The 13,891-nt window shown below is 71.7% G+C and carries 11 protein-coding genes; 10 read left to right on the top strand and 1 reads right to left on the bottom strand.

The annotated features are described in order from the left end of the window. Nucleotides 1-26 precede the first annotated feature (26 nt). Nucleotides 27-1,229 carry a spermidine/putrescine ABC transporter substrate-binding protein gene (locus ACGF0D_RS39515; RefSeq protein WP_392924910.1) on the top strand — a complete coding sequence of 401 codons (1,203 nt, stop codon included), beginning with the start codon at nt 27-29 and terminating at the stop codon, nt 1,227-1,229. 6 nt (nt 1,230-1,235) lie between these two features. Here the strand turns inward: ACGF0D_RS39515 and ACGF0D_RS39520 are convergent, their stop codons facing one another. Further along, nucleotides 1,236-2,888, bottom strand: coding sequence for a PucR family transcriptional regulator (locus tag ACGF0D_RS39520; RefSeq protein WP_392924912.1), 1,653 nt, complete (start codon nt 2,886-2,888; stop codon nt 1,236-1,238). A 254-nt stretch (nt 2,889-3,142) separates the two neighbouring features. Between ACGF0D_RS39520 and ACGF0D_RS39525 the strand changes: the two genes are divergently transcribed. The 9 genes from ACGF0D_RS39525 to ACGF0D_RS39565 all read left to right on the top strand — a co-directional run bounded on the left by ACGF0D_RS39525 (nt 3,143) and on the right by ACGF0D_RS39565 (nt 13,543). Then, on the top strand, nt 3,143-4,654 hold the full coding sequence (locus ACGF0D_RS39525; RefSeq protein ID WP_392883776.1) for a gamma-aminobutyraldehyde dehydrogenase: 1,512 nt from the start codon (nt 3,143-3,145) through the stop codon (nt 4,652-4,654). A gap of 54 nt (nt 4,655-4,708) precedes the next feature. Next, nucleotides 4,709-5,959: a spermidine/putrescine ABC transporter substrate-binding protein gene (locus tag ACGF0D_RS39530; protein WP_392883774.1), complete on the top strand. Its 1,251-nt coding sequence runs from the start codon at nt 4,709-4,711 to the stop codon at nt 5,957-5,959. A gap of 41 nt (nt 5,960-6,000) precedes the next feature. Then, the gene (locus tag ACGF0D_RS39535) at nt 6,001-7,143 is read left to right on the top strand and encodes an ABC transporter ATP-binding protein (protein ID WP_392883772.1); all 1,143 of its coding nucleotides are present in this window, start codon (nt 6,001-6,003) and stop codon (nt 7,141-7,143) included. Next, nucleotides 7,140-8,084, top strand: a complete 945-nt coding sequence (locus ACGF0D_RS39540) for an ABC transporter permease (protein WP_392883770.1) — start codon at nt 7,140-7,142, stop codon at nt 8,082-8,084. Before ACGF0D_RS39535 ends, ACGF0D_RS39540 begins: the two co-directional genes overlap by 4 nt. After that, nucleotides 8,084-8,887, top strand: a complete 804-nt coding sequence (locus tag ACGF0D_RS39545; protein ID WP_224280157.1) for an ABC transporter permease — start codon at nt 8,084-8,086, stop codon at nt 8,885-8,887. The genes ACGF0D_RS39540 and ACGF0D_RS39545 overlap by 1 nt, the downstream gene beginning before the upstream one ends. A 63-nt stretch (nt 8,888-8,950) precedes the next feature. Next, on the top strand, nt 8,951-10,345 hold the full coding sequence (locus tag ACGF0D_RS39550) for an NAD(P)/FAD-dependent oxidoreductase (protein ID WP_392883768.1): 1,395 nt from the start codon (nt 8,951-8,953) through the stop codon (nt 10,343-10,345). Nucleotides 10,346-10,478: 133 nt separating this feature from the next. Beyond that, nucleotides 10,479-10,910, top strand: coding sequence for a hypothetical protein (locus ACGF0D_RS39555; RefSeq protein ID WP_392924914.1), 432 nt, complete (start codon nt 10,479-10,481; stop codon nt 10,908-10,910). 115 nt (nt 10,911-11,025) lie between these two features. Next, complete coding sequence (locus ACGF0D_RS39560; RefSeq protein WP_392883766.1) at nt 11,026-11,799, top strand: nucleotidyl transferase AbiEii/AbiGii toxin family protein; 774 nt, start codon at nt 11,026-11,028, stop codon at nt 11,797-11,799. Nucleotides 11,800-12,019: 220 nt separating this feature from the next. Continuing rightward, the gene (locus ACGF0D_RS39565) at nt 12,020-13,543 is read left to right on the top strand and encodes a CoA-acylating methylmalonate-semialdehyde dehydrogenase (RefSeq protein ID WP_392883764.1); all 1,524 of its coding nucleotides are present in this window, start codon (nt 12,020-12,022) and stop codon (nt 13,541-13,543) included. Nucleotides 13,544-13,891 lie beyond the last annotated feature (348 nt).

Here is a 13,891-nt window from a genome sequence, read left to right on the forward strand (position 1 = left end):
CCGTCCCACGCTCCGGAAGGCCGCTCATGCCCAGCCGCACCACCCTGACCCGCCGTCCCGTCGACTCCCGTGCCGTCCGCCGGCGTTCCGTGCTCGGCGGTGCCGCGCTGCTCGGCGCCGGCACGCTGACCGGCTGCGGCATCCCGTCCGCGTACGTGGCCGAGGACCGCCGCTCGGCCCCCGACCGCTCGGAGAGCGACAAGCGGCTCGTCTTCTCCAACTGGACGCAGTACATCGACACCGACGACGCGGGCGGCCGCCCGACCCTGGACGCGTTCAGTGAGAAGTCCGGGATCGAGGTCACCTACACCGAGGACATCAACGACAACGACGAGTTCTTCGGCAAGATCAGCCCGGTGCTCACCCAGGGCTCCGCCCCCGGCCGGGACCTGATGGTGATCAGCGACTGGATGGCCGGGCGGTACGTCTCGCTGGGCTGGGTGCAGGCCATGGACCGGGACAACCTGCCCAACGTCACGGCCAACCTGGACCCCCAGCTCGCCGACCTGGCCTTCGACCCCGGGCGCAGGCGCAGCGTGCCGTGGCAGTCCGGGATCACCGGCATTGCCTACAACCGCAAGGCGCTCGGCCGCGAGATCAGGTCCACCGCCGACCTGTGGGCGCCCGACCTCAAGGGCCGGGTCACGCTGTTCGCAGGGCTGGACGAGGCACTCGGGCTGCTGATGCTCTCCCAGGGCGCGGACATCGCGAAGTTCAGCGACGACGACGCGCGCAGGGCGATGGACCTGGTGCAGAAGGCGGTCGACAGCGGCCACGTCCGGCGCTTCACCGGCAACGACTACACCAGCGACCTCGCCTCCGGCGCGGCGCTCGCCTGCCAGGCGTACTCGGGCGACGCCGTCCAGCTCACCGCCGAGAACCCGGACATCGAGTTCGTGGTGCCGGAGGAGGGCGGCGAGCTGTGGGCGGAGAGCCTGATGATCCCCAACCGGGCCGCCCACAAGCGCAACGCCGAGCTGCTGATCGACTACTACTACCAGCCCGAGGTGGCGGCCGAACTCGCCGCGTTCGTCCAGTACATCTGCCCGGTGCCGGCCGCCCGCGAGGTGCTGGCGGACAGCGGCGACAAGGAGAAGGCCGAACTCGCCGAGAACCCGCTGGTCTTCCCGACCGAGGAGATGCGCGCCCGGCTGCACACCATGCGCGACGTCGCCTCGGCCGAGCGGCCCGAGCTGCACAAGGTCTGGGGCCGCATCACCGGGGTGTGATCCGTCCTACCGGCGCACCGCGTCCAGGGCGAGCAGGGCCACGTGCAGGGAGAGGCAGGACTCCACCTGGTCGAGGTCCACGCCGAGGATCCGCTCGACCTTGTGCAGCCGGTCGTAGAAGGACGGCCGGGACAGGTGCGCGGCGTCCGCCGCGGCCGACTTGTTCCGGCCCTGCTCCAGGTAGATCCGCAGCATCTGCACCAACTGGCCGTTGTGCTCCGCGTCGTGGGCCAGCAGCGGGCCCAACTCCCGTTCCACGTACGTCTGCAGCCGGGCGTCGTCGCGCAGCAGGTGGAGCAGGCCGCGCAGCCGGACGTCCGGCAGGCGGTAGTAGGAGGAGCTGCGGCCGCCGGGCGCGTCGTGCAGGGCGGCGTCGGCGACCTGGGTGGCCTCCAGCAGGGTGCGCCGGGCGTCGCGCACCGAGCCGACCGAGGAGCCGACCGCGACCACCGGGCCGGCCGGGTCGCCGCCCTCCCGTCCGGCCTCGGCCGACATCCGGCGCAGCGTGGCCGAGAGGGAGTCCAGCGCGGCGTGCTCGTCCTGCTGGGTGCCGAGGGCGATCAGCAGGCCGACGGCCTCGTCGTCGAGCGCGCCGACCAGCGCGGTCAGCCGGCAGGCCCGGACCGCGCCGGCGGCCAGCTCGGTGAAGTCGCGCAGCCGGGCCTGGGCCTCCAGCGCGGCCGGGATCGGCCCGCGCCGCTGTCGCAGCACCACGCCGACCAGCCGGCGGCCCTCCAGCGGGATGCCGAGGGCCTGGGCGCGCAGGGCCGCCTCGGAGACGGTCAGCGCGTGGGTGAGGATGCCGGACAGCAGGGTGCGGTGGGTCTGCCGCTCCAGGCTCTCCCGGTCGCGCACCACCAGCCGGTTGAGCGCCAGCGCGGAGGCGCCGCGCTCCAGCAGCATGGTGTGCGGGTGGGGCTCGCCCTCGGGCAGCGGGCCGGGCTCCTGCACCAGCACCAGGCGGCCCCAGTCCTGGCCGCGGGCGCCGACGGTGGTGACCAGCCAGCCGCTGCGCGGGTCGTGGCCGGTGCGCCCGGCCGGGCGGACCCCGCGCGAGCGGCGCTCCCAGTCCTCCAGCACCTCGGCCTCGGGGCGTCCGGCGGCGTCGTGGGCGAGCACCTGGTGGGCCAGGTTCTCCAGGACGACCGGGGCGCCGGCCATCCGGGCCACCTGGCGGATCACCTCGGGCGGCTCGGCTCCCTCCACCACCAGCTCGTTGAAGACCTGGTGGACCGACTCGGAGACCCTCAGCTGCTCCAGCTGGGCGTTGACCACCAGGGCGTGCACGGCCTCGGTGACGGCGACGAAGCGCAGTTCGCGGCGGAGCGTGATCAGCGGCAGCCCGCGCTGCTCGGCGGCGTTGACCAGAGCGCGGGGGAGCGAGTCGAAGTAGCGCCGCCCGAACTCGACGACCAGGCCGGCCACCCCGACCTCGTCCAGCTCGCGGACGTAGCGGGCCAGGCCCTCGCGGTCCTCCGGCAGGGCGATGCCGGTGGTCAGCACCAGCTCGCCACCGCGGAGCATCCCGGCGACGTCGGGCAGCTCGCTGACGTGGACCCAGCGGACCGGCCGTTCCAGGTGGTCGGCGCCGGCCACCACCTGGGGCAGGCCGCGCCGCATCACGTCCAGGTCGAGGATTCGGGCGACGGTGGGGAGCATCGCGGGCCTCCGGAGGCCGTGTGGGGACCGGAGCGGGGGCTCCGGGTGATCAGGGTGTCAGGTAAATCATCCATCCCCCAGACGACCTGTCGCCCTGCCTGCACCCTTGCACCCTGTAAGGCCCTTCGCGCCGAGGTTGTCGAAGTGACCCTTGTCACGTCAACCTCCCAGCAGGCAAGGTCAGCGGGACCGCAGACCCCCAGCGCGGACGCGTGACCCCGCAGCGGTCGAACCACGGCACTTGGAGGAACCAGATGGACCTGACCGACTTCGGCCCGGGCGCGCAGTACATTGCGGGCCGCCAGACCCGGGGGAGCGGCGAACCCTTCCAGGTCGTCAACCCCGCCGACGGCAGCGTGGTCGAGCAGGTCGCGCTGGCCACCACCGAGGACGTGGACACCGCCGTCGCCGCCGCGAAGGCCGCCCTGCCCGGCTGGTCCTCGGCCACCCCCGGCGCGCGGTCCGAGGCGCTCACCAGGCTGGCCGCCGTCCTGGCGGGGGCGGCCGACGACCTGGCCCGGGTGGAGACGGCGCAGACCGGCAAGCCGGTCAAGCTGGCCACCGAGTTCGACGTGCCCGGCACGATCGACAACGCCGCCTTCTTCGCCGGCGCCGCCCGCAACCTGGAGGGCAAGGCGGCCGGCGAGTACTCCGGCGACCACACCTCGTACGTGCGGCGCGAGGCGGTCGGCGTGGTCGGCTCGATCTCGCCGTGGAACTACCCGCTGCAGATGGCCGCCTGGAAGATCCTCCCGGCGATCGCCGCGGGCAACACCATCGTGCTCAAGCCGGCCGAGCTGACCCCGCTGACCTCGGTGATGTTCGCCCGGGCCTGCACCGCCGCGGGCATCCCGGACGGCGTGGTCAACGTGGTCACCGGCGCCGGGCGCACCGCCGGCGAGCACCTGGTCGGGCACCCGGACGTCGCGATGGTCTCCTTCACCGGCTCCACTGGCGTCGGCAGGCGGGTCGCCGAGATCGCCACCGCGAGCGTCAAGCGCACCCACCTGGAACTCGGCGGCAAGGCCCCGTTCGTGGTCTTCGACGACGCCGACCTGGACGCCGCCGTGCACGGAGCGGTCGCCGCCTCGCTGATCAACGGCGGCCAGGACTGCACCGCCGCCACCCGCGCCTACGTCCAGCGCCCGCTGTACGACGCCTTCGTGGCCGGGGTCGCCGAGCTGTACGCCGCGATCCGGGTCGGCGACCCGCTGAACCCGCACACCGACCTCGGCCCGCTGGTCTCGTACGCCCACCGGGACCGGGTGGCCGGCTTCGTGGAGCGCGCCCGCTCGTACGCCACCGTGGTCACCGGCGGCCGGCCCGCGGAGAAGGGCCACGACGGCACCGATCTCACCCGCGGCGCGTACCACCTGCCCACCCTGATCACCGGCGCGGCCCAGGACAGCGAGGTCGTGCAGGGCGAGATCTTCGGCCCGGTGCTGGTCGTGCTGCCCTTCGACGGCGACGACGAGGGTCTGCGGCTGGCCAACGACACCCCGTACGGCCTGGCCGCCTCCGCCTGGACGAGCAACGTGCACCGCTCGCTGCGCGCCACCCGGGAGATCGCGGCCGGCTGCGTCTGGGTCAACGACCACATCCCGATCATCAGCGAGATGCCGCACGGCGGCTACAAGGCGTCCGGCTACGGCAAGGACATGTCCCAGTACTCGCTGGACGAGTACACCCAGGTGAAGCACGTCATGTTCGACACCACCGCGGTGGCCCGCAAGGACTGGCACCGCACCGTCTTCGGAGACAGATAACCCCCGGCCCAAGCGGGTGCCCCCACACCCCATCTCCCCCAGGAGGCCCGTTCCATGGCGTTCAACGAGCTCACCGACGGTCTGCCCGAACCGGTCCGAAGGGCCTGGGAACGCAGCCTGACCAGTGGTCGGGCCGCCCTCGGCCGCCGCACCCTGCTGCGCGCCGCCGCGCTGACCGCAGGAGCGGGCACCCTGGCCGCCTGCGGCATCCCGGCGGCCCCGCGGGCGACCGGCGACTCGACCGCGAACGCCGCCAAGGACCTCTCCGAGACGCAGAAGGAGGTCGACTTCTCCAACTGGCCGCTGTACATCGACACGGACGAGAAGGACAAGGAGAAGCACGGCACCCTGGACGCCTTCACCGAGGCCACCGGCATCAGGGTCAAGTACAACGAGGACGTCAACGACAACGTCGAGTTCTTCGGGAAGGTCAAGCCGCAGCTCGCCTCCGGCCAGGACACCGGCCGCGACCTGATGGTGCTCACCGACTGGATGGCCGCCCGGCTGATCCGGCTGGGCTGGGCGCAGAAGCTCGCCCCGGCGAACGTCACCACCGCGATCACCAACATCGACGCGCGCTTCCGCGCCCCCGACTGGGACCCGGGTCGGCTCTACTCCTACCCGTGGGCCGGCATCCAGACCGTCGTCGCGTACAACCGGAAGGCGACCAAGGGGAAGCAGGTCACCAGCGTCTCCCAGCTGCTGGACGACCCCGACCTCAAGGGCCGGGTCACCTTCCTCTCCGAGATGCGCGACAGCATCGGGATGGTCCTGCTGGACCAGGGCAAGGACAGCGCGAAGTTCACCGCCGACGACTACGACGGCGCGGTCGCCCGGCTGCAGAAGGCCGTCGACAGCAAGCAGATCCGCCGGTTCACCGGCAACGACTACGGCCAGGAGCTGTCGGCCGGCGACATCGCGGCCTGCATCGCCTGGGGCGGCGACCTGATCCAACTGCGGGCCGACAACCCGGACATCGAGTTCGTCATCCCGGAGAAGGGCTACATCGCCTCGACCGACAACATGCTGGTCCCGGCCAAGGCCCGGCACAAGACGAACGCGGAAAAGCTGATCGACTTCTACTATCAGCCGAAGATCGCGGCGCAGCTGGTCGCGGGCATCGGCTTCGTCTCCGCCGTCACCGGGATGAAGGACGAGCTCGCCGGCATCGCCCCGGAGACCGCGGCCAACCCGCTGGTCGTACCCACCCCCGAGATGGCGGTCAAGGCCCACGTGTTCCGCACGCTCTCCGAGAGCGAGGAGAGCGACTTCGAGCAGAAGTTCTCCAAGCTCATCGGCGCCTGACCCCCGACTCCCGGCAGAGAAACCCAGGAAGACACCACCCCATGACAGACCAGCAGCGCGACGCGGCCGCCGGCGGCGACGTCCGGCTCACCGGCATCGGCAAGACCTACGGCTCCTTCACCGCCGTCCAACCGCTCGACCTGACCGTCCCGCAGGGCTCCTTCTTCGCCCTGCTCGGCGCCTCCGGCTGCGGCAAGACCACCACCCTGCGCATGATCGCCGGCCTGGAGGAGCCCACCACCGGCACCGTCCTGATCGGCGGCCAGGACGTCACCGCCCTGCCCCCGTACAAGCGGCCGGTGAACACCGTCTTCCAGAGCTACGCGCTCTTCCCGCACCTGGACATCTTCGAGAACGTCGCCTTCGGCCTGCGCCGGCGCGGCCGGAAGGACGTCAAGAAGCAGGTCGACGAGATGCTGGAGCTGGTCGAACTCGGCCAGTACGCCCGGCGCAAGCCGCACCAGCTCTCCGGCGGCCAGCAGCAGCGCGTCGCGGTCGCCCGCGCGCTGATCAACCACCCCCAGGTGCTGCTCCTGGACGAGCCGCTCGGCGCGCTCGACCTCAAGCTCCGCCGCCAGATGCAGCTGGAGCTCAAGCGGATCCAGACCGAGGTCGGCATCACCTTCGTGCACGTCACCCACGACCAGGAGGAGGCCATGACCATGGCCGACACCATCGCGGTGATGAACGGCGGCCGGGTCGAGCAGCTGGGCGCCCCCGCCGAGCTGTACGAGAACCCCGCCACCACCTTCGTGGCCAACTTCCTCGGCCAGTCCAACCTGCTGCCCGCCGAGGTCACCGGCGCAGACGGCGGCGACCTGCTGCTCAGCGCGGCCGGCGCCCGCCTCACGGTGCCGAAGGCGCGCTGCGCCACCGACGCCAAGCGCGTCCACCTGGGCGTGCGCCCGGAGAAGATCACCATCACCCACGCCTCCGAGCAGGTCGCCGACGGCCGCAACCGGCTGACCGGCACCGTGCTCGACTCCAGCTTCATCGGCGTCTCCACCCAGTACGTGGTGCGCACCGACGGCGGCCAGGAGGTCACCGTCTTCGAGCAGAACATGGAGCGCGACGCCCGGATCGTCCCCGGCGCCGCCGTCCGACTGCACTGGAACCCGGCCCACTCCTTCGCCCTGGACGCCGCGCAGGCGATCGACGCGGGCACCGCGGAGGAGGCCGCATGACCGCCACCGCCCCGGCCGCGCCGCCCCAGGCGATACCCCCCGACGGCGGCCCCCGCACGGAACCGGGGGCGAAGCCCAGGCGCAAGCTCACCCCGTACTGGCTGCTGCTGCCCGGCATCGCCTGGCTGGTGATCTTCTTCGCCGTCCCGATGCTCTACCAGGGCTCGACCTCGCTGCAGACCGGCTCGCTCGAAGAGGGCTTCAAGGTCACCTGGCACTTCTCGACCTACTGGGACGCCCTGGTCGAGTACAAGTGGCACTTCCTGCGCTCGTTCTCCTACGCGGCCGTCGCCACCGTGCTCTGCCTGGCCGTCGGCTACCCGCTCGCGTACACGATCGCCTTCAAGGCGAGCAAGCGCTGGCGCAACGTCATCCTGATCCTGGTCATCGCGCCGTTCTTCACCAGCTTCCTGATCCGCACCCTGGCCTGGAAGACCATCCTGTCCGACGGCGGCCCGGTGGTCGGCGCGCTGAACGCGCTGCACGTCCTGGACGTCACCAACCTGCTCGGCCTCACCGACGGCGACCGGGTACTGGCCACGCCGCTCGCGGTGGTCTGCGGCCTCACCTACAACTTCCTGCCGTTCATGATCCTTCCGCTGTACACCTCGCTGGAGCGGATCGACCCGCGCCTGCACGAGGCGGCCGGCGACCTCTACGCCCGGCCGTTCACCACCTTCCGCAAGGTCACCTTCCCGATCTCGCTGCCGGGCGTGGTCGCGGGCACCCTGCTGACCTTCATCCCGGCCTCCGGCGACTACATCAACGCCCAGCTGCTGGGCTCGCCGAGCGAGCAGATGGTCGGCAACGGCATCCAGAAGCAGTTCCTGAACGTGCTCGACTACCCCACGGCGGCCGCGCTGAGCTTCATCCTGATGGCCCTGATCCTGGGCATGGTGACGGTCTACATGCGCAAGGCCGGGACGGAGGATCTGGTCTGATGTCCCGGATGTTCAAGTGGATCCGCGCCCACCTGGTGGTGCTGGCCGGCCTGCTGGCCCTCGCCTACCTGGTGCTGCCCAACCTGGTCGTGCTGGCCTTCTCGTTCAACAAGCCGGTGGGCAAGTTCAACTACGAGTGGAACGAGTTCTCCACCGACGCCTGGACCAACCCCTGCGGCGTCGCCGACATGTGCCAGTCGCTCTCGCTCAGCCTGCAGATCGCGGTGCTCGCCACCATCGGCGCCACCGTGCTCGGCACCATGGTCGCCTTCGCGCTGGCCCGCTACCGCTTCCGCGGCCGCTCGGCCACCACCGCGATGATCTTCCTGCCGATGGCCATGCCCGAGGTGGTCATGGCCGCCTCGCTCGGGACGCTCTTCCTCAACATGCGCATCCCGTTCGGCTTCACCACCATCCTCATCGCGCACATCATGTTCTGCCTCAGCTTCGTGGTGACGGCGGTCAAGGCGCGCGTGATGAGCATGGACCCGAGGCTCGAACAGGCCGCCCAGGACCTCTACGCGACCCCCACCCAGACCTTCCTGAGGGTCACCCTGCCGCTGGCGGCGCCCGGCATCGCGGCGGGCGCGCTGCTCAGCTTCGCGCTCTCCTTCGACGACTTCATCATCACCCAGTTCAACTCGGGGCCGACCACGGTCACCTTCCCGATGTTCGTCTGGGGCGCCTCGCAGCGCGGCATCCCGGTGCAGGTGAACGTCATCGGCACCGCGATGTTCCTCGCCGCCGTCGTGCTGACCGTCGTCGGCCAGTGGCTGGGCAACCGTCGGAAGGCCACCGCCTGACGTACGGTCGACAGCGGTGGCACGCACAACCATCACCTATCCGTAGAAAGTGGCTGATAATGCATGGATTCCGCCCGCGCACTCAGTGACGCCAGGCCCACCCCCTTCTGGCTGGAGGATCCCGGCCGGCCGGCGGCGCTGCCCGCCCTGGTCGGCGACACCACCTGCGACCTGCTGGTCGTCGGCGGCGGCTACTCCGGCCTGTGGACCGCCCTCATCGCCAAGGAGCGCGACCCCTCGCTGGACGTCGTGCTGGTCGAGGGCAACGAGGTCGGGTGGGCCGCGTCCGGGCGCAACGGCGGATTCTGCGCGGCCAGCCTCACCCACGGCTTCGGCAACGGCCTGGACCGCTGGCCGTCCGAACTGGCCCAGCTGGAACGCCTCGGTGCCGCCAACCTCGACGGCATCGAGGCCACCCTCAAGCGCTACGGCATCGACGCCGAGTGGGAGCGCACCGGCGAGATCGACGTCGCCACCCAGCCCCACCAGGTCGAGGAGCTCCACGAGGTCGCCGAGGCGGTCGCCCGGTACGGCCTCGACATCACCGTCCTGGACGCCGACCAGGTGCGCGCCGAGGTGAACTCGCCGACCTTCCTCGGCGGGCTCTGGGACAAGGAGGGCGTGGCGATGGTCCACCCCGCCAAGCTCGCCTGGGGCCTCAAGGACGCCTGCCTCGGCCAGGGCGTGCGGATCTTCGAGCACACCCGGGCCACCGACCTGCGGGAGCACGGCAGCGGCATGGCCGTCCGCACCCCGTACGGTCGGGTCTTCGCCCGCAAGGTCGCGCTCGGCACCAACGTCTTCCCGTCACTGCTCAAGCGGGTCCGCCCGTACGTCGTCCCGGTGTACGACTACGCGCTGATGACCGAGCCGCTCAGCGACGAACAACTCGCCTCGATCGGCTGGCGCGGGCGGCAGGGCCTCGGCGACAGCGCCAACAAGTTCCACTACTTCCGGCTCTCCGCCGACAACCGGATCCTCTGGGGCGGCTACGACGCGGTCTACCACTTCGGCGGCCACGTCCGGCACGAGTACGACCAGCGGCCGGAGACCTTCCGCACCCTGGCCAACCACTTCTTCCGCTGCTTCCCGCAGCTGGAGGGCCTGCGCTTCACCAACGCCTGGGGCGGCGCGATCGACACCTGCAGCCGGTTCTCGGCGTTCTTCGACACCGGCTACCGGGGCAAGGTCGCGTACGCGGTCGGCTACACCGGGCTCGGCGTCGGCGCGACCCGCTTCGGCGCCGAGGTGATGCTCGACCTGCTCGCCGGCGGGCGCACCGAGCGCACCTCGCTGGACATGGTGCGCAGCAAGCCGCTGCCGTTCCCGCCCGAGCCGGTGCGCTGGGCCGGGATCGAGATCACCACCCGGTCGCTGGAGCGGGCGGACCGCAACGGCGGCCACCGCAACCTCTGGCTGCGCACCCTCGACCGGATGGGGCTGGGCTTCGACAGCTGAAGTGCCCGCACCCGCAGTCGGGTGCCCCCAGTCGTGTAATCGGGACCCGCCGTCCGCCTCTCCCTGGTGACGGCGGGTCTCGTTCATCCCGCCGTCTCCGAACAGTACGAACGGCGAGAAGCGGGGACACGACATGGAGACCACCGGACTGCACTGGCTCGCCCAGGTGGCACCGGACCCGGAATCCTTCCGGGAGCAGTGGGAGCGCAGCGGGCTCGGCCTGGTGCTGCTGCCGGCCGGCCGGCGCTGGGACGTCCTCTCCGTCCCCGGTCGGCTCGGCCGCCCGGCCCTGGAGGTCCTGGACCCGCGCACCCGCGGCCCGGTCCTCACCGACTTCGGGGGCGAGCGGCTGAGCTTCCTGGTGCCCGTCGGCACCGCGGCCCACTGGATCGGCACCGGCGTGCGCGGCGCCGGGAAGGGCACCTGGATCGTCGTCCCGCACCCCGAGCGCAGCAGCCCGGGCGTGCGCTGGCTGGTCCCGCCCGACGGCTCCGGGCGGCTCAACGACCCGGTGCTGCTGGAGCTCGCCCTGCACGAGGCGGCGGCGAGGCTCAGCGGCTGGTGAGCCGCGGGGCGTCCGGGGGCATCCCTGGGCGCTCGACGGTGGCGGCGCGTGGGGGAACCTCGGGGCGCGAGCCGGCGGCGGCGCGCGGAGCGGGCGGCCGCGTCAGACTGGAGGCGTGACCACCGTCCCGCACGCCGTCGACGCGCCCCTCCGCCCGGGCGCCGCCCAGCTGCGCCTGGCCGCGCCGGCCGCACCCGTCTGCGACCGGTACGGCCTCGCCCTGGCCGGTGGGCATGCGCTGCGCGCCCACGGTGTCGCGGCCTGCCCGCAGGACGGGCTGACCCTGGCGACCGGCGGCGCCGACCTGCCGGAGGCGGCCGCCGCGCTGGGCGAGGCGTACCGGGCGGCGGGCGGCGGGGCCGTCGACCGGCCGGGCACACCTCGACTGGAGCAGCTCACCGTCCGGCTGGCGCTCGGCGGACGGTCGCACTCGGTGGAGCTGCGCAAGGAGCCGCTGGGCCACCGCCCGGTCCGGCTCGACTTCGGTGCGCCCGGACCGGACGAGCCGCCGCTTGTGCTGCCGGTCGTCGCCCTGGAGGACGCGGCCGCGCTGACCACCGTGCTGCTCGTGGACCGGGGCATGCCGCGCGACCTGATCGACGTGCACGCCCTCACCCGCTGCTACCGGGAGGGTGAACTGCTCGCGCTGGCGGGGGAGTTGGACCCGGACTTCCAGCCCGCGGCGCTCGCCGAACGGCTGGAGACGCTCGCCGAGGCGGCGGACGGGCGGTTCCGCGCCCGGGGTGTCCCGGCCGGGGAGGTGGACGAACTCAAGCGATGGGCGCTGGCCTGGGCACAGGACCTGCGGCTGGACCTGTTGGAGACCCAGGAGGCGGCGGACGGGCTGCACGACCCGTACCTGGAGGAGCCGGAGGACGGGGAGTCCTGAGGCCCCGCCGCGGGTCCACTCGTTCGGCCGAGCGACCGGACGACCTGTAAGGCTGAATCCACGATCCCCGTCAGCCTGTTCGTTGAGCCGGGCCGGAGCGGCCACCAGACTGGGAGACGAGCGCGGTAGCCCCGTGATTTCCGTCGCCCGGCCCACCCGCGGCGGCGCCAGACCGGACCGGTGGCAGGACGCCGCCCGGGACTTCGGAGGCAGACGGACCTTGAGCAAGCACATCATTCACTGGATCGGCGGCAAGCCGGTCGCCACCGCCGGTGCGGCCCCCCGTCGCGGTGAGATCTTCGACCCGGCCACCGGCCAGGTCGCCGGACAGGTCGACTTCGCCGAGATCGCCGAGGTCGACCAGGCGGTGGCCGCCGCCGCCGCGGCCTTCACCGAGTGGCGCACCGCCTCGATCGCGAAGCGGACGACGGTGCTCTTCGCCTTCCGCGAGCTGCTGAACGCCCGCCGCGACGAGCTGGCCTCGATCATCGTGGCGGAGCACGGCAAGGTGCACTCCGACGCGCTGGGCGAGATCGCCCGTGGCCTGGAGGTCGTGGAGTACGCCTGCGGCATCCCGCAGCTGGTCAAGGGCGGGTTCACCGAGCAGGCCTCGACCGGCGTCGACGTCTACTCGATCCGCCAGCCGCTCGGCCCGGTCGCGATCATCTCGCCGTTCAACTTCCCGGCCATGGTGCCGATGTGGTTCTTCCCGATCGCCATCGCGGCCGGCAACACCGTCGTGCTGAAGCCCTCGGAGAAGGACCCGTCCGCCGCCAACTTCCTCGCCGAACTGTGGAAGGAGGCCGGCCTGCCGGACGGCGTCTTCAACGTCGTGCACGGCGACAAGGTGGCCGTCGACCGCCTGCTGGAGCACCCGGACGTCAAGTCCGTCAGCTTCGTCGGCTCCACCCCGATCGCCCGCTACGTCTACGAGACCGGCACCCGCTACGGCAAGCGCGTGCAGGCCCTGGGCGGCGCCAAGAACCACATGCTGGTCCTGCCGGACGCGGACCTCGACCTCGCCGCCGACGCCGCCGTCAACGCCGGCTTCGGCGCGGCCGGCGAGCGCTGCATGGCGGTGTCCGTGCTCGTTGCGGTCGACCCGATCGGCGACGAGCTGGTCGACAAGATCAAGCAGCGGATCGCCACCCTGAAGGTCGGCCCGGGCTGCAACGGCGACTCCGAGATGGGCCCGCTGGTCACCGGCCAGCACCGGGACAAGGTCACCTCCTACGTGGAGTCCGGGGTCGCCGACGGCGCCGAGCTCGCCGTGGACGGCCGCAAGCACCCGGTCACCGCCGAGGACAGGAACGGCTCCCCGACGGCCGACGGCTTCTGGCTCGGCCCCACGCTGTTCGACCACGTGAAGCCCGGCATGTCCGTCTACAACGACGAGATCTTCGGCCCGGTCCTCTCGGTCGTGCGCGTCGCCTCGTACGAGGAGGGCCTGGCGCTGATCAACGCCAACCCGTACGGCAACGGCACCGCCCTCTTCACCAACGACGGCGGCGCGGCCCGGCGCTTCCAGTTCGAGGTGGAGGTCGGCATGGTCGGCATCAACGTGCCGATCCCGGTCCCGGTCGCCTACTACTCCTTCGGCGGCTGGAAGGCCTCCCTGTTCGGCGACGCCCACGCGTACGGCCAGGACGGCGTCCAGTTCTTCACCCGGGGCAAGGCCGTGACCCAGCGCTGGTTGGACCCGTCGCACGGCGGCATCAACCTGGGCTTCCCCACCAACAGCTGATCCGCACGGCTCCACCGGCCGGACCCCTCTCCCCGGGGTCCGGCCGGCCGTCTTTGCACGACGTTTGCATCCGGGCGCGGAAGCGCGTACAGTTCTTCGAGCTGCCTGGCAGGGAGCACCGGACACGCATTGCGCGGACGGTCCCGGGGCAGCCAATCCTCTGAAACACCACTTCCAGTTCGTGCCGGTCGTTTCGCTTTTTCGCGTGACGGCCTGGGGCTTATTCGGCGTGCTCGTTTTATCGGGTTGCGGTCGGATTCGCTTTTCGGAGCGGAGATCGGCTAGAGTTTGAAACGTCGGACAGGGCGTCAAGCCCCGGAAGACACCGGCGAGTTGGATGAACGAAGC

Source organism: Kitasatospora sp. NPDC048298 (genome assembly GCF_043201465.1).
Lineage (GTDB): Bacteria > Actinomycetota > Actinomycetes > Streptomycetales > Streptomycetaceae > Kitasatospora.